Origin of the sequence: Burkholderia sp. 9120 (genome assembly GCF_000745015.1) — a bacterium.
Classification (GTDB): Bacteria; Pseudomonadota; Gammaproteobacteria; order Burkholderiales; family Burkholderiaceae; genus Paraburkholderia.
The window spans coordinates 4137465-4161001 of sequence record NZ_JQNA01000002.1 but is presented as its reverse complement, the minus strand read 5'-3'; the positions used below and the strand labels follow the sequence as shown (position 1 = coordinate 4161001).

The 23537-nt window shown below is 66.1% G+C and carries 16 protein-coding genes; 1 reads left to right on the top strand and 15 read right to left on the bottom strand.

The window, feature by feature from the left end; all coding sequences use genetic code 11:
- Nucleotides 1-2: 2 nt before the first annotated feature.
- The 5 genes from FA94_RS26755 to FA94_RS26730 all read right to left on the bottom strand — a co-directional run bounded on the left by FA94_RS26755 (nt 3) and on the right by FA94_RS26730 (nt 3965).
- Nucleotides 3-1592 (bottom strand): DUF1800 domain-containing protein, encoded by a 1590-nt coding sequence (locus FA94_RS26755; RefSeq protein WP_035556938.1) that lies wholly within the window; start codon nt 1590-1592, stop codon nt 3-5.
- Between the two features lie 70 nt (nt 1593-1662).
- Nucleotides 1663-2214 carry a periplasmic heavy metal sensor gene (locus FA94_RS26750; protein WP_035556935.1) on the bottom strand — a complete coding sequence of 184 codons (552 nt, stop codon included), beginning with the start codon at nt 2212-2214 and terminating at the stop codon, nt 1663-1665.
- Complete coding sequence (locus tag FA94_RS26745; protein WP_035556933.1) at nt 2211-2627, bottom strand: hypothetical protein; 417 nt, start codon at nt 2625-2627, stop codon at nt 2211-2213. The genes FA94_RS26750 and FA94_RS26745 overlap by 4 nt, the downstream gene beginning before the upstream one ends.
- A complete protein-coding gene (locus FA94_RS26740) occupies nt 2624-3319 on the bottom strand; it encodes an RNA polymerase sigma factor (RefSeq protein WP_279614041.1) in 696 nt (231 codons plus the stop codon). The genes FA94_RS26745 and FA94_RS26740 overlap by 4 nt, the downstream gene beginning before the upstream one ends.
- Nucleotides 3320-3644: 325 nt before the next feature.
- Nucleotides 3645-3965, bottom strand: a complete 321-nt coding sequence (locus FA94_RS26730) for a YXWGXW repeat-containing protein (RefSeq protein WP_035556927.1) — start codon at nt 3963-3965, stop codon at nt 3645-3647.
- Between the two features lie 242 nt (nt 3966-4207).
- On the opposite strand from FA94_RS26730, the gene FA94_RS26725 reads away from it, so the two are divergent.
- Nucleotides 4208-4894 carry an HAD family hydrolase gene (locus tag FA94_RS26725; protein ID WP_035556926.1) on the top strand — a complete coding sequence of 229 codons (687 nt, stop codon included), beginning with the start codon at nt 4208-4210 and terminating at the stop codon, nt 4892-4894.
- Between the two features lie 132 nt (nt 4895-5026).
- On the opposite strand, the gene FA94_RS26720 is transcribed toward FA94_RS26725, so the two are convergent.
- The 10 genes from FA94_RS26720 to FA94_RS26675 form a co-directional block, all read right to left on the bottom strand.
- Nucleotides 5027-5419, bottom strand: coding sequence for a carboxymuconolactone decarboxylase family protein (locus tag FA94_RS26720; RefSeq protein ID WP_035556923.1), 393 nt, complete (start codon nt 5417-5419; stop codon nt 5027-5029).
- A gap of 204 nt (nt 5420-5623) precedes the next feature.
- A complete protein-coding gene (cysS, locus tag FA94_RS26715) occupies nt 5624-7000 on the bottom strand; it encodes a cysteine--tRNA ligase (RefSeq protein WP_035556921.1) in 1377 nt (458 codons plus the stop codon).
- 262 nt (nt 7001-7262) lie between these two features.
- Nucleotides 7263-8693 (bottom strand): mannose-1-phosphate guanylyltransferase/mannose-6-phosphate isomerase, encoded by a 1431-nt coding sequence (locus FA94_RS26710; protein ID WP_035556917.1) that lies wholly within the window; start codon nt 8691-8693, stop codon nt 7263-7265.
- A 152-nt stretch (nt 8694-8845) separates the two neighbouring features.
- A complete protein-coding gene (locus FA94_RS26705) occupies nt 8846-9499 on the bottom strand; it encodes a GNAT family N-acetyltransferase (RefSeq protein ID WP_035556915.1) in 654 nt (217 codons plus the stop codon).
- A 53-nt stretch (nt 9500-9552) separates the two neighbouring features.
- Nucleotides 9553-10890 (bottom strand): aminotransferase class I/II-fold pyridoxal phosphate-dependent enzyme, encoded by a 1338-nt coding sequence (locus FA94_RS26700; protein WP_035556912.1) that lies wholly within the window; start codon nt 10888-10890, stop codon nt 9553-9555.
- A 54-nt stretch (nt 10891-10944) separates the two neighbouring features.
- Nucleotides 10945-11859 carry a UDP-3-O-acyl N-acetylglycosamine deacetylase gene (locus tag FA94_RS26695; protein WP_035556909.1) on the bottom strand — a complete coding sequence of 305 codons (915 nt, stop codon included), beginning with the start codon at nt 11857-11859 and terminating at the stop codon, nt 10945-10947.
- Nucleotides 11859-19577, bottom strand: coding sequence for a type I polyketide synthase (locus FA94_RS26690; protein WP_051980766.1), 7719 nt, complete (start codon nt 19575-19577; stop codon nt 11859-11861). Before FA94_RS26690 ends, FA94_RS26695 begins: the two co-directional genes overlap by 1 nt.
- Nucleotides 19574-21109: an LTA synthase family protein gene (locus FA94_RS26685; protein ID WP_035556905.1), complete on the bottom strand. Its 1536-nt coding sequence runs from the start codon at nt 21107-21109 to the stop codon at nt 19574-19576. The genes FA94_RS26690 and FA94_RS26685 overlap by 4 nt, the downstream gene beginning before the upstream one ends.
- The gene (locus FA94_RS26680; protein WP_035556902.1) at nt 21110-21895 is read right to left on the bottom strand and encodes an SDR family NAD(P)-dependent oxidoreductase; all 786 of its coding nucleotides are present in this window, start codon (nt 21893-21895) and stop codon (nt 21110-21112) included.
- The gene (locus FA94_RS26675; RefSeq protein ID WP_035556899.1) at nt 21888-23096 is read right to left on the bottom strand and encodes a capsule polysaccharide biogenesis protein; all 1209 of its coding nucleotides are present in this window, start codon (nt 23094-23096) and stop codon (nt 21888-21890) included. Before FA94_RS26675 ends, FA94_RS26680 begins: the two co-directional genes overlap by 8 nt.
- Between the last annotated feature and the right edge of the window lie 441 nt (nt 23097-23537).

The following is a 23537-nucleotide window of genomic DNA, read 5'->3' as shown; positions in this document are numbered from 1 at the left end:
ATTCATCTCCGTTGAAAATCCGGCGACACCAGCAACAGCGCGATCGCCGTCGAGGCACTCTCGGCCCGCGACACCGCCGTCGCGGTCGGCTCGCTGAGCGAACCGGCCGTCAAGGTCTGACCGAGCGAGCGGGCATCGAGCCGGTCGCCCACCCGCGACGCGAAACGCTGCGCCATTTCCACCCGGCGCACCAGCGCGTCGGGCGCGGCCCAACTCGCGGCGATATCGTCGTAACCGGCGGGCGAGCCAGGCCGCCAGACCGGCTGGCCGAGTTGCGTGAGAATCGGCGCGGTCTGCAGCTTGCCGAGGTCCTGCCAGCCGAGCCCGCGCATCGACGAAATGGTCCACTCCCACGGCGTCTTGAACTTCACGGCCGTGGGCGACCACGCTTCGTGACTGTCGATAAGCGCCCGATAGACCGTCGGCAGATCGCCGCCGCTGCGCTCGAACGCGCTGGCAAGCCGCTCCGTCACGCCGGGCGGCGGATTGTCGGCCACGAAATGTCGCGCCAGCTTGCCGCCGATATGCTGCGCGGTGGCCGGTGCCGCGCCGAGGTCGTGCAGGATCGCGAGCGCCTGCTGTTCGCCGGGCTGGTCGTAGCGGCGACCCATGATGGTTCGCGAGCCCGGCTCGTGCAGCGCGGCGCGAAACACGAACGTGCCGGGCGCGGCGTCGGGCTGCGCGCCGAAGCGTCGCGCGTTGCCGCCGGCGCCTTTGCCGCTGCCGGCGGCGAGACTCCAGCCGGTCAGCGCGCGAGCGAATTCGGTGACGTCGTCCTGGCTATAACCGCTGCGCACGCCGAGCGTGTGCAGCTCCATGATTTCGCGCGCGAGATTTTCGTTCAGCCCACGTTTGCGCTCCGGATTGCGTTGCTCGGCGCGCAGCGCGGCCATGCTGTCCGGTCCGACCGAACGCGTCTGATCGAGAAACAACTGCATGGCCGGATGACGTTCGACCGCGACCAGCATGTCCTCGAAACGGCCGAGCACGTGCGGGCGAATCGCTTCGGCTTCGAACGAACCGGCCAGCGCGGCGACGCCGGGCTTTTCGGTGGAGACGGCAAAGTGATTGGCCCAGAAATGCACCAACCGCTCGACGAACGGCGTCTGCGTGGTCAACGCACTTTCCACCCGCGCATTCACCGATGAGCGGTACAGGTCGAGTATTTCGCCGCGAATGGCTTTCCGTTCGGCTTGTTTGGCGGTTTGAGCGGCGTCTTGCGGTGGGTTGGTTGCGTCGGTCTGCGCCGCCGTTTGCGCATTCTGCTGGAGCCTGGCTTGCGCGCCGGGTCGCGGTGCGGGCTGCGCATTTGCCTGATTTGGCGTCTGATTTGGCGTCTGATTCCCCGCCGCATCGGCGGCCGGATTCTGGCGGTTCTGCTGATTGAGCTCCATGCGCTCCTGCAGCAACTCGGTGGACAGCGCCACCGAGTTCGGCTGGCTCGCCCACGCGGCCGGCCGCGGCTGGTACTGCTCCAGTTGCGCGAGCAACCAGCCCTTCGGGTCGGCGGGCGGCGTGTCGTCGGCCCGCGCGCCCAGGCCGAAGCGATTCAGTGCAATCGCGGCGGCATTCAGGTTCGGTGAGTTGGCCATACCATCCTCTTCGGCGTTCGATAGGGTTTAAACGGCCCGCGCGTGAAAATCCGTCGCGTGTGACGCCGTTTTAATTCGCCGACGATCCGCTCGAAGTCGGGTTCGGCGGGTTCTGCGAGTTGGCCTGGTTCGGCTGATCGGGCGGCTTCTTCTTCGGCGCCGGCGCGGTTTCGCGCCATTGACCGCGCACCTTCAGGCTGTCGGCGAACTCGACGCGCTCCTCGGGCGACAGCGTCGCCGCGAAATCCGCCACGCTGCCTTCCACGTTCGCGCGCAGATTGCTGTCGGCGGCGCGCGTGCGGGCGAGCGCCGCGTCCAGCGCCGCGCGATCGAACTGCGGCGCGGCCAGCAGGCGCAACACTTCACGACGCCCTTCCTTACCCTCGCGGGCAAAGTCGCGCCCGTCGCGGCGCGCCTGCTTCAAGCCGGCGATAAAGGCCTGCTGCCGCTCGGCGGACAACGGCTCGGCGGCGAAGCGCAGCGCGCGCTGCTGCGCCGTCACCGCCGCCGTCGCGCGATGCGCCGCGAGCCACTGATACGCGCCGCCCACGATCGCGCCGAACAGAAACACATTGACCACCAGCGACGCCGCCAGCACGAATTTCAATGACCGGCCGTTCATTCGCCGCTCCAATCGGCGGAGGTCCCACCGAAGCTCGAAGTTAAATAAGAAGACTCATGCACCGGCGGCACCGATTCGGTCAGCACGAAGAACGACACGGCGAACGCGCCGGCCGCGCCGCCCAGCAGGCCGACGCCCGCCACCGCCGCGCCCGACCACCACCAGCGTCGTGGCGCGGCCGGCTGGCGCACCGGCGCGCTGCGGATCACCCGCTCGCGCAGCGCCGCGCCCGGCGGCTCGACCTTGTCGGCGGCGAGCCACGCATCGAGGCCGGCGGCCTCGGTCAGCAACGCGTCGGCTTCGGCGCGGTGCAACGTGGCCCACGCCTGCGCCGCCGCGCGCTCCGTTTGCGGCCAGCGGCGCGCATCGGCGCCATAGGCCTCGACGATCTGATGAAATCTTTCGGGCGTCATGATGTGTCCTTGCTAAGGCCGCTGCCGGCCAGTTGAGCGCGCAGATTGCGGCGCGCGCGTGCCAGCAGGCTTTCCAACGCATCGACGGTGATACCCATCAGGGCGGCAGCGTCGATGTTCGACATTTCCTGGTAGTAGTTGAGCACCAGCGCCTCGCGTTGCCGCGCCGGCAGCGCGGCGAGCGCGGTGCGCACCCGCTCGTCCTGAGCGCGCGCTTCCAGTTGCGCATCGGGCAGCGCGGCGGGATCGGCCTCGTCCGGCAGCTCGTCGTACGGATCTTCGCGCCGGCCGCGCAAACGGTCGTAGCAAAGATTGAGCGCGACGCGATGGACCCAGGTGTCGAATTTCGCTTCGCCTTCGCGCCAGCGCGACGCCTGCTTCCAGATCCGCACGAACACCTCCTGGGCCACGTCTTCCGCCTCCATGCGATCGCCCAGCATGCGTGTGGCGAGCGCGAGCAGGCGCGGCAATTTACGCGCGACGAGCGAACGCACGGCGGCCGGATCTTGCCGGCCGACCTGTTCAAGCAGTTCCGCGTCGGGATCGCGTTCGCTCAAGGCGTGACGCTCCCCGCGGCGAGCCGGCTGCGTCGCGCGGATCGCGTTGGCCCCGGCGGCCCGGGCCGTCGCGGCCGGGGTTGCGCCGGCCACGCGGATCGCGTCGTCGGACGAAGGTCGTTCACTTGCCGCCACTCCTTCTGATGCTGCTCACGTTGGCTTCACCTTCTCACCTCGGGTTGGGCGCGCAGCGGTTTGCAAGCCGCGCGCGGATAACGAAATCGCGGGGCGTTCACTGCGTACTGCTGTGCCTGCCGACGATTGCATCGCCCCGATCAATATACGACGACTGCCGGACGATAAACCGCCGGCCGCGCCGGGTAGACCACACAGCCGGCGAGCGTCGTCGCCAGCAGAATTATCACGAGCGTTTTCATGGCAAGTTGCCTGGTTCAATCATGCAAAGCGTTCAGGCGCGCCGAAGCCCTCATAGCGTGGGTTGCCACGGCGCACACGGGGATCATGCCCAATGGCCTTCGACCCAGCGCCAGTTCGGACCGCGCTGCACCCAATGGCCCGGCACCCAGTGATAACCGACGCGCACCGGTTGCCAATGGCCCCGCACCCACACGTAGCGGCCATGGTCCCAACGCCAGCGGCCCTGATCCCACACATAGCCGTTACGCGGCGCCGGCATTACTTCGACGCGCGGCGGCGGGGGCGCCATCGGCGCGACGATCACGGCTTGCGCGAAGGCCGGTGCGGCCGTCAACGTGGCGGCACAGGTCAACGTGGCGAGAATCACCGAGCTCAGCAGGCGGACCGGTTTGGTCGATGTCATGTTGGTTTCTCCCTAAGAGGCGAAGTCAGAAGCGGCTTCGTTTCTGGTTGAACGCGGCAGCGGGAAAAATCCGTCGCTTTGTTTGGCAGGAAGTTTGATGACGTGGAAGATGGGCTGACCGACTGTGTGATTCACGGGCCACTGTCGGCTCGATGACAGCAGGCGTTGTGCAAATGAAGGGTTATCGCCCACCCGTGAGGTATGCTTTCCCGCTTCCCCACCTCCTCTCTCTACACGCCCCGATGGCCGATTTCCCTTTCGACGCCGTACTCTTCGACTGCGACGGCGTGCTCGTCGACTCCGAACCGATTACTAACCGCGTGCTGTGCGAGATGCTCGGCGAGTTGGGCTGGCAGTTGAGCGTGGCGGAAACCATGCGCATTTTCGTCGGCAAGGCGGTTCGGGACGAAGCGGCGCTGATCGAAGCGCGTACCGGCGTCGCGATTACCCCTGAGTGGCTGATGCAGTTTCGCGCGCGGCGCAATGCGGCACTCGAGCGCGAACTGGTGGCGATTCCCGGCTCGGCGTCGGCGGTGCGGGCGCTGCATGCGGCGTTGAATGGACGCATCGCGGTGGCGTCCGGCGCGGATCGTATCAAGGTGGAGTTGCAGCTCGTCAAGGCGGGCATTCTCGACTGCTTCGAAGGACGCGTTTTCAGCGGTCACGAAACGCCGCGCAACAAGCCGTTTCCCGATGTTTACCTGGCCGCGGCCGCCGGATTGGGCGTAGACCCGAAGCGTTGCGCGGTGGTGGAAGATACGGTGACGGGCGCGACCGCGGGCGTCGCGGCCGGCGCCACCGTGTTCGGCTATTGCCCGCAGGAACTCGGCCATAGCAGCGTGACCGCGCTGCATGGCGTCGGCGCGGTGCAGGTGTTTCGCGACATGGCCGAACTGCCGGCGCTGCTTGCGGGATGGCGCGGGGCTTAACGGGGTTAAGAGCGGGGGTTAAGAGCAGGGGTTAAAAGCGAGCGTCAAGAGCGAGCGTTGAAGCGCACGTCAAAGTGGGCATCAATACGCATTCAATCGCCTGCCCGAACGCCTGCCCAAGCCTCTACTCATCTATTCAAACGCCGGATCGATCGGCACGCGGTATCCCACCGCCAGCCGGTTGGTCTCGTTCGCCATGCCGACCACGGCCAGCAGTTCGCCGAACATCTCGTCGGTCATACCGGCGCGACGCGCGGCGGCCGTATGGCTCGCCACGCAGTAGCCGCAGTTGTTCGTCACGCTCACCGCGACGTACAGCAATTCCTTGATCAGCGGATCGAGCGCACCCGGCGCCATCACGTCTTTCAAGCTGTCCCAGGTGCGCGCGAGCGTGGGCGGATGATGGGCGATGAACTTCCAGAAATTGTTGACGTCCTCGACCTGACGGGTCTGCTTGATGTCGTCGTACACGGCTTTGACTTCGGGCGATGCCGCGGCGTAATCGACGGCTTTAAGCTGGCTCATGCGTGCTCCTTTCTGGCTGACGGGTATCGGCGAAGCATGCGCGAGCGCGCATGCTTCCACTCATTGTGCACAGAATTGCGCCAGTACCAAACGGCAGCGCTCACTGCCCGGCGTCTTCCACGGGTGCGCGTGGATCACCATGCGCCCCGCCAGATCGCTCAGATGCACCGCTTCGCCGTCCGACGAACTCAACCGCGTGAGCCCTCAGTCGAGCGGGCGCAGCACCTGTCCGTTCGCGCTGTCTTCCATCTGCCAGCCCTCGATACGCAACTGCTCACGCAAACGATCCGCCTCGCTCCAGTTTTTCGCGGCACGCGCCTCGTCGCGTTGCGTGGCCAGCCGCGCGATCCCGGCGGGAATCGTCACCACGTCCTCGCGCCAGTCCGCGAGCCGCAGCCCGAGCACCGGGTCGAAGCAATCCACCGTCGCCCGTCGCGTGGCGGCCGGCAGATCGCTTCGCACCACGTCCCACAACACAGCGAGCGCGCGCGGCAGGTTCAGATCCTGATCGACCTCGGCGTTGAAACGCGCGACCGCTTCAGCGTCCGGCGCCCCACCCTCAGGCCATTGCCGATACGCCTTACGCAAGCGGTCCAACGCGGCTTGCGCGGCATCCAGCGCTTCCATGTTGAACCGCAAACTGCTGCGGTAGTGCGCGCCCAGGCACAGGTAGCGATAAGCCAGTGGATCGACGCCACGCTCGATCAAGGTCTGCAAGCGCACGAAGTCGCCACCCGACTTCGCCATCTTGCCCGCGTCGAGCATCAGGAAATGCCCATGCAGCCAGAAGTTGGCGAGCCGCGTGCCGTGGCGCGCCTGGGTCTGCGCGATTTCATTGCTGTGATGCACGGCGATATGATCTTCGCCGCCGCAATGAATATCGAACCACGGACCGAGATACTTTGCCGACATCGCCGAACACTCGATGTGCCAACCCGGAAAGCCGACGCCCCACGGACTTTCCCACTCCATCTGCCGCGTGCTGCCGGGCGGGCTGAACTTCCACAGCGCGAAGTCCGTCGCGCGCTGCTTGTCGCCCACGGCCACCCGCTTGCCGGCTTGCAGACCCGTTATGTCGAGCCGCGCGAGATAGCCGTAATCGTCCTGCCTGGCTGTGTCGAAGTAGATACCGTCCGCCGTGCGGTACGTGTAGCCGTGACGCTCGAGTTCGGCAATGAAGTCGATCTGCTCGGCGATATGATCGGTCGCGCGGCACCAGAGCGTCGGCTCCAGCAGGTTCAACGCGCGCCAGTCGTGCTGGAACGCCGCGGTGTAGCGTTCGGCAATGGCCCATGCCGTTTCGCCGGTGCGCCGGCTGCCCTTCTCCATCTTGTCCTCGCCGTCATCCGCGTCGGAGACCAGATGACCGACGTCGGTGATATTCACCACGTGCCGCACGGTGTAGCCGTTCTGCACCAACGCGCGGCGCAGCACGTCCTCGAACACATAGGTCCGCAGATTGCCGATATGCGCGTGGTCATACACGGTCGGGCCGCAGCAATACAGGCCGACGTGATCCGGTCGAAGCGGCGTGAACGGGCGCAACGTGCGCGACCAGGTGTCGTAGAGAGCGAGCGGCATAGGGGTTTCCTTCAGCGCTGAGCGATTGCATCAGCAAAATCAGCGGACCAAAAAACAAAAAGGCCACCGGTCGTGTGACGGGTGGCCTCAGGGATGCGGACGTGTACAGATCGACTCGCTAGACGCAAGCTCCCCTCGGCAGGCCGCGACAGCATGCGCGCAAAGCAGACGGAAGGGAAACGATAGAAGCGGTCATGGAGTCGATGCTAACGCGTTGTACCCGCACAGGTCAATCCTCGTGTCGAGTGTCGAGTATCAATCCTCAAGCCTTCGGCACGCGGCCGTAGGTGTCTTCGAAACGAACGATGTCGTCCTCGCCGAGATACGCACCCGACTGCACCTCGATCAGCTCGAGCGGAATCTTGCCCGGGTTCAGCAAACGGTGCGTGACGCCGAGCGGAATGTAGGTCGACTGATTCTCGGTCAGCACGATTTCCTTGTCGCCGTTCGTCACGAGCGCGGTGCCCTTCACGACGATCCAATGTTCCGCGCGATGATGATGCATCTGCAGACTCAGTTGCGCGCCCGGGCTCACCACAATGCGCTTGACCTGGAAGCGGTCGCCGCTGTCGATGCCTTCATACGAGCCCCACGGCCGCACCACGCGGCGGTGGGTGACGGACTCGTGACGGCCCATCGCGTTCAACTGCGCGACGATCTTCTTCACGTCTTGCGCCTGATCGCGATGCGCAACCAGCACCGCGTCGGCGGTCTCGACGATCACCACGTTGTCCAGACCGATCGCCGCCACCAGGCGGTGCTCGGCGCGAATGTACGAATTGCTGACGGCATCGGTCAGCACGTCGCCGAACAGCGCATTGCTCTGCGCGTCGCGCTCGGCAATGTCGGCCAGCGCGGTCCATGAGCCGATATCGTTCCAGCCGAGATCCGACACGGTCACCACGGCGGCGCGCCGGGTCTTTTCCATCACCGCGTTGTCGACCGAGATGTTCGGGCTTGCGGAGAAGGTCGCTTCGTCCAGACGCACGAAGTCGTTGTCATGCTGCGCGGCCTTCAGCGAAAGCTCGGCCTGCAACGCGATTTCCGGTTCGAAGCGGCGCAGCTCTTCCATGTAGGTGGAAGCCTTCAGCATGAACATGCCGCTGTTCCAGTAGTAACCGCCTTGCGCGATGAAACGCTGGGCCGTCTCGGCATCCGGCTTTTCGACGAACGAGTCGACCGCGAAAGCCGTCGTACCGTCGGCGAGACTCGCGCCCGTGCGAATGTAGCCGTAACCGGTATGCGGCTCGGTCGGCGTAATGCCGAACGTGACCAGGAAGCCGTCTTTGGCGATCTGCGCCGCGGCCGAGGCGGCCTTGACGAACGCAGCTTCACCGGCGATCACGTGATCGGACGGCAGCACGAGCAGCAGCGACTCGGGCGAATCGCGCAGCGCCAGCAACGCCGCGATCGCGATAGCCGGCGCCGTGTTGCGGCTGGCCGGTTCGAGCACGATCGCCGAGGCCGCCACGTTCACCTGACGCAACTGTTCGGCCACGAGAAAACGCTGGTCATTATTCGTGACGACGATCGGCGCGGCAATGTCCGCCACGCCGCGCAGGCGCATCACGGTCTGTTGAACCAGCGTGTTGTCGCCCGTCAGCTTCAAATACTGTTTCGGATAGCCGCCACGCGACATCGGCCACAACCGGGTGCCGCTTCCACCGCAAAGAATCACCGGATGAATCTGCATGCTCTTACCCTTCCTACGTATTTTTATTGAGGTGTGAAACCTTCGTCCCACAGCGCTAACGCCAGACAGACCTCTCAACCCGTCATGGCGCCGCCTGCGCTGCGGCTTATTGATTCCTGAATCCGCTGAACTGGGGGAGTCGAACCGCCCGCTCAGCCTCTGCCGACAAACTGCATCCGCACCGATTCGAGTTCGCGCGGCAGGCGCGGCGAAACCGGTGCACGGCGCGGCAACTCGATGAACCCGAGCCGCCGGTACAGAGCGTATGCACGCGTATTGCTGACCAGCACATCCAGCACAACCTGCCGGCCGCCGTCGCGTTCCAGCGAGCCGGCGTGCAGTGCGTCGGCGAACAGCCCGCTGAACAGCCCCGTGCCACGCACCTGTTCGTGCGTCGCGCAATGTGCGATCAGCGTCTGCGACGACTTCGGCGCGGGCAATTCGCTCTCCAGCGTAAGGCCGCGCAACAGCATGCGCACCGTGCGGCGGATGCCGAAAAACAGCAGCAGCATCAGCGCGACGTGCGGATCGTCGAGCCAGGTTCTGCGACCGTCGTGCACGGCCAGCACCGCGACCACCCGGGCGTTGCCGTCCACGGCCACGCGGTGACGCCGGTACGAAAAACGGCCCTGCTTCGAGCCGAACGCGAAGCCCAGAAAATCGATGCAGGTCGCAGCGGGTTCGCCCAGAAAGAAGCCGAACTCGCGCACGCCCGAAGCGAAGATCAGCGGCGCGCAGGCGTCGGCGTCGTCAGGCCGTGCGGGACGAAAACTCAGCGCGGCGGAGACGCGCTCGCGCGGTGGCATACCAAGGTCGGGACGGTCGGCTTGTACGGCGTGCATGGCGGAATGGCTTCTCTCTAGCGAGGCAGGCGCTTGAGCGCCGCGATGGTTCGGCTGATCTGCTCGGGCTCGTGCGTCGAGCAGATGAAAAACCGCAGACGTGCCGCCTTTTCTTCGACGGCCGGATAGAAAATCGGCTGCACGTTGATGCCGTCGGCGAACATCGCGTTGGCCCATTGCGCGGCTTTCAAGGTGCTGCCGGTGATGATCGGCACGACCGCGTAGCCCGCGCTCTTGCCGGTGTCGAGTCCTGCCGCGCGCGCTTCGTCGAGAAACTGCCGGCCGCGCGCGCGCAATTGCGCCACCCGCTCCGGTTCGGCAACGAGACGTTCCAGCGCGGCCAGTGAAGCCGCCGCGAGCGACGGCGCGAGACCCACGCTGTACAGAAAGCCCGGCGCCAGATGCCGCAAGATGTCGATCAACGCCTGCGAGCCGGCGATAAAACCGCCGCAACCCGCCAGCGTTTTGCTGAGCGTGCCCATCCAGATATCGACATCGCCGCTCGCCACGCCGCACTGTTCGCGCACGCCCAGGCCATGCTCGCCGAGCACGCCGAGCGAGTGCGCTTCGTCGACCATCAGGAACGCTGCATGGCGCCGCTTGATATCGACGAACTGCGCCAGATCGGGAATATCGCCGTCCATGCTGTACAGCCCTTCGATCGCGATCAGCACACGCCGGTAGTCGTGGCGCACGCGCGCGAGCAGCGCGTCGAGCGCCTGCCAGTCGTTGTGCGCGAAGCTCAGGCGTTTCGCACCGCTCAACTGCGCGCCCTGCACGATGCTGTTATGCGCGAGCGAATCGTGCACGATCAGATCGCCGGGTCCGAACAGCGAGCCGATCACCGTCACGTTGGTCGCGTGGCCGCTCACGAACACGACGCAATCGTCGACTTCATAGAACGATGCGAGCGCCGTTTCCAGTTCGCGCTGCACCGGCCGTTCGCCCGCCACCATCCGGCTCGCGGACGCCGAGGTGCCGTAACGGTCGATCGCTTCCTTGGCGCGTGCCGACACCCGCGAATCGCCGGCCAGGCCCAGGTAGTTGTAGTTCGCGTAGTTCAGATACTCGGCGCCGCCAATCCGCGTGGTCGCGCCCGCAATGCCGTCGTGCACGCGGAAGAACGGCGACTGCACCTGCAATTTTTCGCCCATCTGCCGCAAGATCTCGACCTGCTGATAACCGGGCATCGTCTCGAAGCTGCACATTGCGGCACGCGAGGCGTCCTGCACCGCGCGCGGGCCGACTGCGGCCAACGGCGCGCCCGGCGTCTGCGCTTCTTCGGAGACGCGTTCCAGTTGCCGCATCAACGCCTTCGCGGCGAGTTGCTGGCGGATGTTGTCGCCCAATCCCATAGTGTTCCGATAACCTCGTAACCAGCCACCCCGCACGCGGTGCGCTGGTAATGTTCAAGCCGTGAATTCGGCCCACTCCCACGCATCCGGCGTGGCGAGCAGTTCGGCAACCAGCCGGTAATTCATTTCGTGACTCGGCCGCAGCGCATTCACGCGACCGAGCAACGGCGCGCCGGCCATGGCCATATCGCCGACCAGATCGAGCACGCGGTGCCGCACGAATTCGTCGGGCACGCGCATGCCGCCCACTACGCGGTTGCCGACAATCGCGGCGGTGCACGACAAACGCGCGCCGCGCAGAATCGGCATGCCGCGCACGTAGCCGGCGAGAATCGCGGGAATCGCCCATTTGACGCGGCCATACGAACGCGACGGCGCGATCTGCTCGGCGAAACTCGCGGGCGTCAGCGCGCCGTCCCAGCGCAGTTCGCCGAAGCCCTTCAGGTCGTTGCGCACCGTCATTTCATAGTGAGTCGACGGTTCGATCGAGATGCTGCGTTCGTCGCGGGTGCCCGCGCCGTCGGCGATCCTCACTGGGCGCAGCACGCGAATGAAGCGCTTGGCGTGCGGCAAACCGATCCGGCCGCACGCGCGGATCGCGTCGATCCACGGCTGCGCGCTGCCGTCGAGAATGGGCACTTCTTCGGCATCCAGCTCGACCGTCGCGCGATCGATTTCGCAGGTCAGCAGCGACGCGAGCAGATGCTCGACGGTACGCACCCGCACACCGTCGCTCGATTCGAGCATCGTGCAGAGCGGCTGGCCGCGCCGCAACGTCGGACTCACCGGCAGTTCCGCGAGCGCGCGGCCGTCCTGCACGCGGCGGAACACAATGCCGCGCCGACTGTCGGCGTTGCCCGGCAGGATCCGCACGTTCACGCGACGGCCGGTATGCAGGCCGTGACCGCTCAACGTCAGCTCGCGGGCAAGCGTGCCTTCGCGGTCGCTCCAGCCGGCCGGCGCGCGCATCAGACGAGCTCCGTCGTGACACCGGACGGCGCGGACGTGGATGCGGACAACGCGCCGGCTTGCGCCGACATGGCATCCGCGACATCGGCCAGCGCATGCGCGCCGACGTCGAGCGCATGTTGCGCGGCGACCGCCGCCACCTGCGCCGCGACGCCGTTATCTGCCGTCTCGTCCTGAGTCTGGATCGACTCGACGATGCGTTGCGCGAGCGAATGCACGGTCGCGCCTTCGGCCATCGTCATGATCGAGAGCTTGACCTGGAAGCTCTCTTCCACCGCCATGCCCAACTCCATGCCCATCAGCGAATCCATGCCCATATCGAGGATCGAGCGGCCGGTTTCGATTTTTTCCGGCGACATATGCAGGATTCGCGCGATCTGCGCCTGCAAGGTTTCCTCGACCAGATGCAGCGCGTCCGCGAACGGCAGCCCGGCGATCTGATCGCGCATCTGCGCGCCGCCCTGGCGCGCCGGCTCGTGACTGCCGCGCGCGTGCAACTCGGTGTAACGGCGCGCGCGCGCCGCCGGCATGCCGAGCGACAGCGCCTGCCAGTCGAGCCGCACCACCGCTTCGCCCGCGTTGAGGTCGACCAGCGCACGTTCGAGCGCATGCAGCGCTTCCGCCGACGTGATCGACAAACCGCCAATGCGCGCCTGCAACGCTTCGCGCGTCTCCGCATTGCGTGCGAGGAAACCGACGTCGTCGAGCGGCCCCCAGGCCATATACGTGCCCGCCAGACCGGCCGCGCGACGTTGCACGATCAATGCTTCGAGGAAGCTGTTGGCCGCCACGTAGCTCGACTGCCCCGGATTGCCGAGGAAAGTCGTCGCCGATGAATAGACCACGAAGAAATCGAGCGCCGCGGTGCGAGTGGCCTGGTGCAGATTCCACGCACCGGCCAGCTTCGGCGCGAGCACGGCGGCGAAACGCGCGTCGTCGAGATTGCGCACGAGGCCGTCGTCGATCACCATCGCCGAATGCAGCACGCCTTTGAGCGGCGTGCCGCGCTGACCGATATCCGCGAGCAGCAGGTCGAGCGCGGCGGCGTCGGTGACGTCGCACGCGGCGGCATGCACCTGGGTGCCGTTTTCGTTACGCCAGCGCGCGGCTTCTTCGGCGAACTCCGGCGTGAGCGAGCCGGAACGGCTGGCCAGCGTCAGATGGCGCGCGCCGCGCGACATCATCCAGCGCGCGGTGGCGAAACCGAGACCGCCCGTACCGCCGACGATCAGATACGCCGCCGCCGGATCGAGTTGCAACGCCGCCGCCGTCGAGCTCGCGCGTGCGGGGCTCGGCGTGCCCGCCGGATAGGTCACGAGAATCTTGCCGATCTGCCGCGCCTGCTGCATATGCCGGAACGCTTCCTCGACCCGTTCGGCCGGAAACGCGCGATACGGCAGCGGATGCAGCACGCCATCCGCGAACAGTTGCATGACCTCGTCGAACAGACGTGCGGTCAGGCCCGGCAACGCGCTCATCAATTGATCCGCGTCGATGCCGAAATAGCTGATGTTGTTGCGGAACGGACGCAGCCCGATCCGGCTGTTTTCATAAAAATCGCGCTTGCCAAGTTCGAGAAAACGGCCAAACGGACGCAGCGTGTCGATGCTGCGCACCATCGCCTCACCCGCCAGCGAATTCAGCACGATATCGATGCCCGCGCCTTGCGTGCGTTCCCGAATTTCATCGGCGAAGGCAAGGCTGCGCGAATCGAACACGTGATCGGCACCGAGCAGGCGCACGAATTCGCGCTTCTCGCGGCTGCCCGCCGTCGCGAACACTTCCGCGCCGAGATGACGCGCCAGTTGAATCGCCGCGATCCCCACGCCGCCCGCCGCGCCGTGCACCAGCACGCGCTCGCCGCGACGCAAACGCGCCAGCTCGCACAGCGCGTAGTACGCGGTGAAGAAGGTGGTCGGCACCGTGGCCGCTTCTTCGAACGTGAGACGCGCGGGTTTGTGCGCGATGGCCTCGGCCTTGGTCCACACATGGTTCGCGAACGACGCGGGCGCGAAACCGAGCACCGCGTCGCCCGGCGCGAAACGCGCGACGTCGCGTCCCACGCGCGCCACGCGGCCGGACAACTCCATGCCGATCGTCGCGCCCGCAAAGCCGTTTTCGACCGCTTCATCGGACAGCAGGCCCATCGCGTACATCACGTCGCGGAAATTCAGGCCGGTGGCGACCGGTTCGATTTCGACTTCGTCCGGCGCGAGTTCGCGCTGCGGCAAACCGAACCATTCGAGGTTGCGCAACGAACCCGGCGACGCGAAACCCAGCACCGCGGCTTCGTTCTGCGCGCGCAGCGGCGCAGCGTCCTTGTCGCGCAACGCGGCGGTCGCGGCCGGCAACATGCGCGGCACGTAGCGGCCATGCGGCGTCAGCAACACTTCTTCTTCGCCGTCGGCGGCGAGCAGTTCACGCGCCAGCAGCGCGCCCGCGTCGCGGCATCCGGTGCAAACGTCGACAAGACGCGACGACAGTTCCGGATGTTCGTTGGCCAGCACGCGGCCCAAACCCCACATCGCCGCCTGCTCGGGACGCAGCGTGGCGGCGTCCGCGAACGGCGCCGCGAGCGGCGCGCCGCCGCGCGTGACGATCCACAGTTGCGGCTGCATGATGCCGGCGACCGCGGTGAGATCGCGCACCAGTTGCGCCAGCGCGAGCGTGGTCTGCTGCTGCGCGAGCATCACGTCGGCGCCGTCCGCGTTTGCGGACAGGCTGTGATCCGGTGCGATGAACACCACGTGATGAACGTGCCCGGCCGGTGCGGCCAGTTTGCTCATGTCGTGACGCAACGTGTGCAAGATAGTCGTCGACGTCGAATGGCCAGCGGCTTGCAGTGCGGCGGCCAGTGTGTCGCTAGTGTCGCTACCAGCGCCAGACGCGCTATCACCGCTATCCGCTGCGTACAGCAAGGACCAATGCGTCGGTTGAGCCTGCGTCGCCTGCGTTGCAACGTTGCCTGCATCGGCGGCGCGCGAGGCCGCTCGCGGTTCGCGCGCCACGATCAGCGTCGGCGCGCCTTCCAGATCCAGATGTTGTTCGGCATGTCGCGTGACCTGTTCGAAGCCGGCCGCTTCGAGCTGCTTCGTCAGCGCTTGCGGCGACAACCAGGCCGCCCGGCGCGCGTTCGCATGCGCGGCCTCCGCGTCGAGATCGAACACGATGTCGGCGAAGCGGCTATTGCGCGGCTCCGTGACGACCACCAGCGCGCCCGGCGCAAGCCAGCCGCGCAGCGCGGCGAGCAGTGCGCGCGGCTCGGTCTGGGCCGCCAGCACATGGCTCGCGACGACGAGGTCGTAGCGCTCGCCCGCCTCGATGCCGGACAGACGCGGTGTCTCGCCGAACTCGATGGTGGCGATGTGCATCGACGGATGCCCGCTCGCGTCGAAGCCGCTCAATTGTTCATGCGTGCCCGCGATCGTGTAATCGCAGCGCGACACCGGCACGTGAATCGCCAGCGGTTGCAGCACGTCGCTCGACGGCGAATCCAGTTCGAGCACGCGCAGACGGCGCGGCTCGCTCCAGCCTTCGATCGCGCGATGCAGGCACTCGCCGGCCAGTGCGTTGACGTGGGTCCATGTCGGCGAGGCTTCGAAGAAATGCTCGACCAGGCTGCTGCGCGACGGCGGCAAAATTTGCGCGCCGCTCACGTCGCCGCGCAAGACTGCCGGCAACGCCGCGCCGCAATGCGCGAGCAGCGTCAACTCCGCCACGTGCGCCGGCGATTGCGCGATCAGCTCGCGCCACAGTTCGTCGATGCCCGGCAGGTTCGCACAGGCCGCGTCGTCGCGCACGAGACGGGCGCCGTCGCGCGTCGCGAGACCGTCTTCCACGGCGATCTGCGCGAGCCGCGCGAGCAACGTGGGATGCGCGCAGTCCGGCAGCGCCGCGTGGTCGAACACCTTCAGCGCGTCGAGCGCCTGCAGCGCGTAGGCGCCGGCCAGCACGTCGAGCAGCGGCAGCATTTCGGTCAGGTGCACATGGCGGCGCGACTGATCTTCGCGGCCGGCCAGCGCGGCGGCGGCATCGACGAGCAACGCGGCCGGTTCAGGCAGCGTGTGCGCGTCGACATCGGCGGCGAGCGGTTTGGCTTCGACGATATAGGTGTAGCGTGCGGGCGCCTGCTGACGGCGGCCCTTCAGATCGACGCGGCGGAACCGGCAGGCCCCGAGCCGCGCGACGATCGCGCCTTGCGCGTCGGCGAATTCGAACGACGCCACCACCGAGTGCGGACTGCGCCGCTCGATCCGCGCGAGCACATAGCGGATCGCGTCGCCGCGCAGATAGTCGATGCGGCCGAGTTGCACCGGCACGTACGCCGCATGGTCGAGACCGCTTTGATCCGCCGCCGCGAGCAACGCGAACAGCGGATGAAAACCGCTATCCATCAAGGCCGGATGCAACGCATAAGCGTCGAGGTCAGCCGGCGCTTGCGCGAGCACCGCCGGCACGTCTACTTCCGCGAGCGCAATGTCGGCGTCGGCGTCGACCTGCACCGAGCGGACCCATTGGAACGCCGGGCCGTACGTCAGGCCGATCGCCGTGGTGTTGTCGTACAGCGTGGCGCCGGACATGGCCGGCCGGGCGAACAGATCGGTCAGCGTGGCGGCCGGCAGGCGGCTCGTCGCGGCATCGTCGCTCAGCGCGCAACCGCTCGCGAGCAGACGCCCGGTGACGTTGAGCGACCACGCTTCGTCGGACATGCGGTCGCGTGTTTCGATCGTGAAGCTCGCGGTGCGAACGTCGACGGTGAAACGGAACAGCTTCGAATGCTGCGGCTGGAACACCACCGGCAAACGGATTTCGAGGTTCTCCACCGCGCAGCTCGCGGTGCCGAAATGCACGCGCGCGGCGGCCAGCGCCATCTCGACGTAACCCGCCCCCGGAAACGCCACGCCGCCGTCCACCACATGATCGGCGAGCATCGGCAAACCGGCCGGATCGAGCTGGTTTTCCCACGCGAGCGCATGCTCGTGCAGACGGTAGCCGAGCAGCGGATGTTCGCGGCGCCGGTTAACCAGGTTGTAGGCTTCGGCGGTCGGGCCGAGCCAGTAGCGTTCGTGCTGCCACGGATACGACGGCAGCGCCACGCGCGCGCCCATCGGCGCGAAGCGTTGCGCGTCAACGCGCGCGCCGTTCGCGATCGTCGCGTGGATCGCCTGTTGCAGCATCCGCGCGCTGTCGTGATGGCGCTTGAGCGTGGCCAGCGAGCGGCCGCTGACGCGGACGTCGTCGAGCGTTTGCGTCACGTACGTGCGCAGGATCGAGTGCGGGCCGACTTCGAGGAACAGGCGCACGCCGGTTTGCGCGACCTGCGCGACGGCGTCGCCGAAACGCACCGGCTCGCGGATATTGCGCCACCAGTAATGCGCGTCGAGCTCCGTGCCCGCGAGTTCGGCACCCGTCACCGTCGAAACGAAACGGCGTGTCGCCACGCCCGGCGTCAGATCGGCGAGGCCTTGCAGCACGCCCGGCTCGATCGGATTCATCTGGCGGCTATGGAACGCGTAGTCGAGATCCAGCATCTGGAAGAAGCGGCCGCTTTCCTTCACTGCCGCTTCGACCCGTTGCAATGCGTCCAACGGACCGGCCAGCGTCACCGCTTGCGGGCTGTTCACGCCCGCCACTTCCACATCGGCATCGACGCCCAGTTGCGCGAGCAGCGCGCGCATGGCGGTTTCGCCGAGACCGGCGGCGGCCATGCGGCCCGTGCCGCGCGTGGCGGCTTGAGCCCGGCTGCGGATCTTGATCACGTGAACAGCCTGCGCCAGCGTCAGCGCGCCCGAGGCCCACGCGGCGGCGACTTCGCCGACGCTGTGGCCAAGGCACACGTCGAAGCCGACGCCGCGCGCTTCGATCACGCGCACCACGCCGACCTGCAGCGCGAACAGCAACGGCTGCGCGTGTTCGGTGGCTTCCAGCAGCGTGGCGCTCACGCCTTCACGCAACGCGGCGACCAGCGACGGGCTGCCGTCGGCGCACCACAATGCGTCGAGTTCGTCGAGCGCGGCGCTGAATACGGGCTCCTGCTCGAGCAACTGCTTGCCCATGCCGGCCCACTGCGAACCGTTGCCGGAAAACACGAGTGCGAGACGTGTGTCGTCGCCGGGTGTGTCGCCTTGCACGAGTGCCGACGTCGTCTGATCCGGCGTCGGCGCGATTAGCGCGCCGAGTGCCGCGCGTGCTTCGTCTGACGTGGCCGGCGCGATCACCGCGCGGTACTTGAGCCATTGCCGACGATGCGCCGCGTTCGACGCGAGCGTGTTCCACGACGTGCCGTTCTCCAGCGCGGCCAGATAGCGCTCAGCGAGTGCCGGCAGCGCGGCGGCCGAGCGCGCCGAGAGGATGAGCGGCAACGGTGCGATGTCGTTGCCGGTTTCGTTGTGCGTGTCGCTAGCCGCTTGCGCCGTAGCGACAGCGCCCGGCGCTTCTTTCAGCACGACGTGCGCATTCGTCCCGCCGAAGCCGAACGAGTTGACGCCGATCACCAGCGGCTGCCCGTCGCTACGCAGCGGCGTCAGACGATCCACCACGCGCAGGCGACCGCCGACAAAATCGATCGCCGGATTAGGCGTTTCGAAATGCAGCGTCTTCGGCACCGCGCGATGCTTCAGGCACAGAATCGCCTTCATCAGGCCCGCCATGCCCGACGCGGTTTCCAGGTGGCCCACGTTGGTCTTCACCGAGCCGATCAACAGCGGACGGTCCACCTCACGCCCCGCCGACGCCACTTCCATCAGCGCGCGCGCTTCGATCGGATCGCCGACCGCCGTGCCCGTGCCGTGCGCTTCGACATACGCGAGCGAACGCGGATCGACGCCCGCGCGGTCGTACACCGTGCGCAGCAGCGCCGCCTGGGTGGCCGCGCCCGGCACGCTGATGCCGCCTTGCGAGTAGCCGTCCGAGTTGACGCCCGAACCGGCGATCACCGCGTGAATCGTGTCGCCGTCGGCTAGCGCGCGGTCGAGCGTTTTGAGCATCACCAGCGCGCCGCCTTCCGAACGCACGTAGCCGTCGCCGGTCGCGTCGAACGCGCGGCAACGACCGCGCGGCGACAGCATCGAGGCCTTCGAGAACGTCACGAAACCGAACGGATGCAGCAGCAGATTCACGCCACCGGCAAGCGCCATCTCGGCATCGCCGGATTGCAATGCCTGACACGCCTGATGCAAGGCGACCAGCGACGACGAGCACGCCGTATCCACCGACACGCTCGGCCCGCGCAGATCGAACAGATACGACAGACGGTTCGACGCAATGCTGAGCGTGTTGCCGGTCGCCGAATACGGATCGACCGCGTTCAGGTCGTCGACGAAACGGTTGCCGTAGTCCGGACTCGCCACGCCGATATACACCGCGCAGTTGCTGCCCTCCATCTCGCGCGGACGCACGCCCGCGTCCTCGAAGGTTTCCCACGCGAGTTCGAGCAGCAGCCGTTGCTGCGGATCCATCTGCTGCGCCTCGCGCGGCGAAATGCCGAAGAACGCCGCGTCGAAACCCGCGACGTCGTCGAGCACGCCGGCCGAGAACGTATAGCTCTTACCCGCTTCGCGCTTCGACGGATGCTGATAGAACTCCGTGCCGAAGCGGTCGGCCGGCACCTGAGTGACCGCGTCTTTTTCGTCGCGCAGCAGCGCCCAGAAGTCTTCCGGGCTCTCTACATGGCCGGGGAAACGGCAAGCCATCCCCACAATTGCAATCTGTTTCGTCATTGTTCAGTTGTTGGGTACAGCGTGCGCGCCGGCTTGCCACGAGGCCTCACCGGTTCGAGCGATCGAACGAGAGCGGGCCCGAGCTGCTCGGCGCACAAATCTTTCCGGATAGCGGGCGCGTCGCCATAATTGCGCCAGATGAAGTAATCGCTGCGGGACGGTTCGTACCCGAGATCGACGAACACGTGCGGCAACGCCGGCACGTGATCGCCGTAAAAACACAGCACCGTCTCGCGCCGCCGCGCGCGTAATGCCGCGATCAGGTGGCCGAGCATCGCGTCGGCGTTGGCGAGGTGGCGCAGATAAGCGGTCAGGTCGCGCCAGCGCGGGTCGTCGCCCAATGCGTGGAAGGCGGCGCCCTCGCCGGCCTCGACCCGCTCCAGATGCAACGGGCCGTGGTTTTCCATCGTCATCGAAAAGATGAAAGCGGGCTGGTTGCGCGGCTCGTCGAGCGCGGCGACGATCGACTCCGCGACCGCCATGTCCGACACATACGGACCGGCGCGCGGCGCATCGGCGAAGGCCTTGATGTCGATAAAACGGTCGATCTGCAGATGTTTGAAAGCCCGGTCGCGCCCGAAAAAATCCGCGTAGTACGGGTGAATCACCAGTGTTTTATAACCGCCGCGCTTGAACCACGAGGCCAGCGATGCACAGGCGCGGCGCACGAAGGCGTACGGATAAAAACGCGCGTAGCCCAGTTGCTGCTGATCGACGCCGGTCAGCACCGCGAACTCCGTGCGCATGGTATTGGCGCCCCACGCGGGCACCGTCAGATCGCCATGCTGGACCGACTCGCGACGCGCGCGGTCGAAGTGCTTCAGGATCGCGCGATCGATCGACGGCGCCAGACGGCGCGCGTCGAAAAACGACTCGCTCTGGATCAGGATCACGTCGGGCGCCGATTGCGGCGCGCCGCTCGCGAACGGACCCGCGGCCAACGCGTCCTGCAACCGACGCGCGGTGGAAGGCTGCATACCGTTCAGCAGATACGCGACGAACACCGCGAAGAAACCATGGCGCTTCTGGTCGTCGACCGGGTTCAGCGCGAGCGGTAAGCGCGCGGCGCACAGATAGGCCACGGCAAGGCTGACGCAGGCCAGCAACGCGAGCGCGCCGACCGGACGTTGCGCAAGCGGCGTCTCCGCGATGAAGCCCACGATCACCCCCGCGACGCCGATCACGATCGCCGCCACTGTCGCCACGCTGAGAAACGGCAGATAGAGCCGCGGATGCGAGAACAACTGGCTGAACAGACTCAGATCCGTAAAAACGAACGGCTCCTGCAGCGACGCGTATTTCGCATTGCTCACACCGGCCAGCAACGCGACCAGCGCAATCGCGACGAACGCCGAGAAGTGCACGCGACCGGTGATCAGCAGCAGGCACGAGTAAATCAATGCGATAGCAGCGATATGCAGCGCGAACGAAACCGGCGAACGGCGCAACGACGCGCGCGGCAACGCGATCGCTTCGGGCAGAAGCGCGAGACCGGCGGCGGCGATGAGGTTGAGCGCGAGCGTCGCTTGCAATCAGCGCTCCTCGCGTGGCAGGTACGACAGGCCGCCGAGAATCGCGTCGGCCACGACCGCGGGCAGCAACGGCAGAAGACGCATGCCGAACGCCAGCAGACCAGGAAATGCTATTTCGGCGCGGCCGTTCTGCAATTTGCGCTGAATGTGCGTCGCGGCTTTTTCCGCCGACCAGAGGAATGGTTTGTCGCCGGGGAAGACATCGCTCATGGCCGTCTTCACGAAGCCCGGCAAGACGATCGACATGCGTACGCCGTCGCGCGCGAGGATCGGGCGAACCGAGTCGCCATACGCTTTGATCGCCGATTTGCTGGCGCAATACGCGGGTGAAATCGCCATGCCGCGCAGCGCGGCGATCGAGCTGATGAGCGCGATCTGGCCGCTCTTGCGCGGCCGCATGCGGGCAATGACCGGCAGCGCCGCGTGGATCGCGCCGTAGAAATTGGTGTCGACGATCGCCGCCGTGCGCGCCAGCCCTTCCCAATCCTGAGCCGACGCGAGCGTGCTCGCCGCGCCCGCATTGGCGATCAGCAGATCGATCGGATGACGGTCGTCGAACTGGTCGAGCCATGTTTGCATCGCCGCGCCGTCGCGTACGTCGATCAGGCCGGCGTCGACCTGCGCGCCTTGCGCGCGACAAGTTTCCGCTACAGCGTCGAGACGGTCGGCATCGCGGCCGATCAGACCCAGCACCACACCGGGCGCCGCATACGCATGCGCGAGCGCGCGGCCAAGCCCCGCGCTCGCGCCGGTAATGACGACGTGGCATGGCGCGCTGTTACGCATGCGTGGCCGCCTCGAGTCGCCGTACCGCGCCGGCCGTCGCCATGGCGATACCTCTGCGCGTGTAGAAGTCGCCGTTGATCTGGGTGTGGTGCACCACGTAGTCCAGAAAGGCCTGGTACAGATGCATGTCCGGCGCTTCGGCGTGCAGCCAGAAATCGTCCAGCGAGCCCTGCCAGGTGAGGCCTGGCATGCCGTAAATGGCGGTGCCCAACGCGATCAAAGGACGGCGGTGATGCAGCGCCGACAACCCCACCGTGCTGTTCACCACGACAGCGCCGCGTGCGTGATCGAGCAGCGTCGGCAGATGGCCGGCGTCGATGAAACGCAGGCGCTCGGCCATACCGAGTTCACGCGCGAGTTGCTCGGCGTGACGACGATAATCGATCAGGCCGGTGTCGAGCGGATGGTTCTTGATCACGAGCCAACTGTCGGCCGGCGCGTGACTGGCAAACGAAGTGAGTACTTTGGCAATGGCTTCGCGCACGCTGTCGAACGGTGAATGCACCACTATCTGTGCGTCCGAATTCAATTGCAGCGGGAAGATGTAATACGCGCGGCCGGCGTCCAGCAACTCGCGCGTGACCTGGTCGGAATCGCGATGATGCTGGCGTTGACGCAATGCGCGGGCAGCCAGCCCGGAGTACTCGAAGAAGCCGTTTCTCGGACGGTGGCTGCGGTAATGCGGAAAGCGCGTGGCGAAAAAGGTGTTCGCGCCGCGATAGCGGATATCGTGGAATGCGCGTTCGTAGAGGTTATAGCCGGTCGGTTGACCGGGCGGGCCCGGTGGCGTCACCCGGCGCTGATCGCGATACCAGGCGGGGTCGCGCGGCAATTGCGAACGGCCATTGACGCCGTGCTTTTCCAGCGTCAGCCAATGCGGGCGGACATAACCTTCTTCGAAAACGTGGACGCGCAACCCGTTGGCTTGTGCAATGGGATGCATTTGACGGTGAATGTCGCGGCAGTCACCGAACATTAAGACGTCGGTAAAGCTGTTGCATTTCACTTGATTGACATACCAGTCGCTTAAGTCGCTCGCCTGTCCGCTGAAATTTTGTGCATCGCCATTTCCGGCGTACACCAGATCGCCGCCACAAAAATTAATTCTTCGAACCGCATGGCCGCGCTCGCGCAATGCAACCGCAAGTCGGCTAAAGAACGGAGAAGCCGTGCCTTGCAGGGCGAGAAAGGAGCGGTGCATGTAAGTACGTCGAAAAGCGGCCCGAGCGAGAGCAAAAGTACGCCGTGATGACGTGACTTCCCCCCGAAATCTCGGAATCGTTTGAATAGTGGCTTGCTGGTCTTAAGCAAGCATCGGAGAATACATCATTACCGCATAAAACATAAGAAAGAGTTAGAAATATTGGGAAATTTTTTCGAAGGACGAGGAAGTGGATGGCGCGGGGCGTAGTCGGTGGCTATAATCGGCCGCCCTTGCTCTATTGAGCAGGCATACGATTGTTAAGTTTTGCGCAAGGGAACTGCGCGCGTATCGCGCGTTTTCAGTCGCGGAAAAACATCGCGTAAGGATTCGTGTTGGCTCACGTAAAACGTTTGCGCTCGCATTGGGCTGCAGATCGTTTTCGAGTGCTCCCGCCCTTCTCTTTGCTAGACCTGTCAGGCAGCATGGGGATTGGAAGAA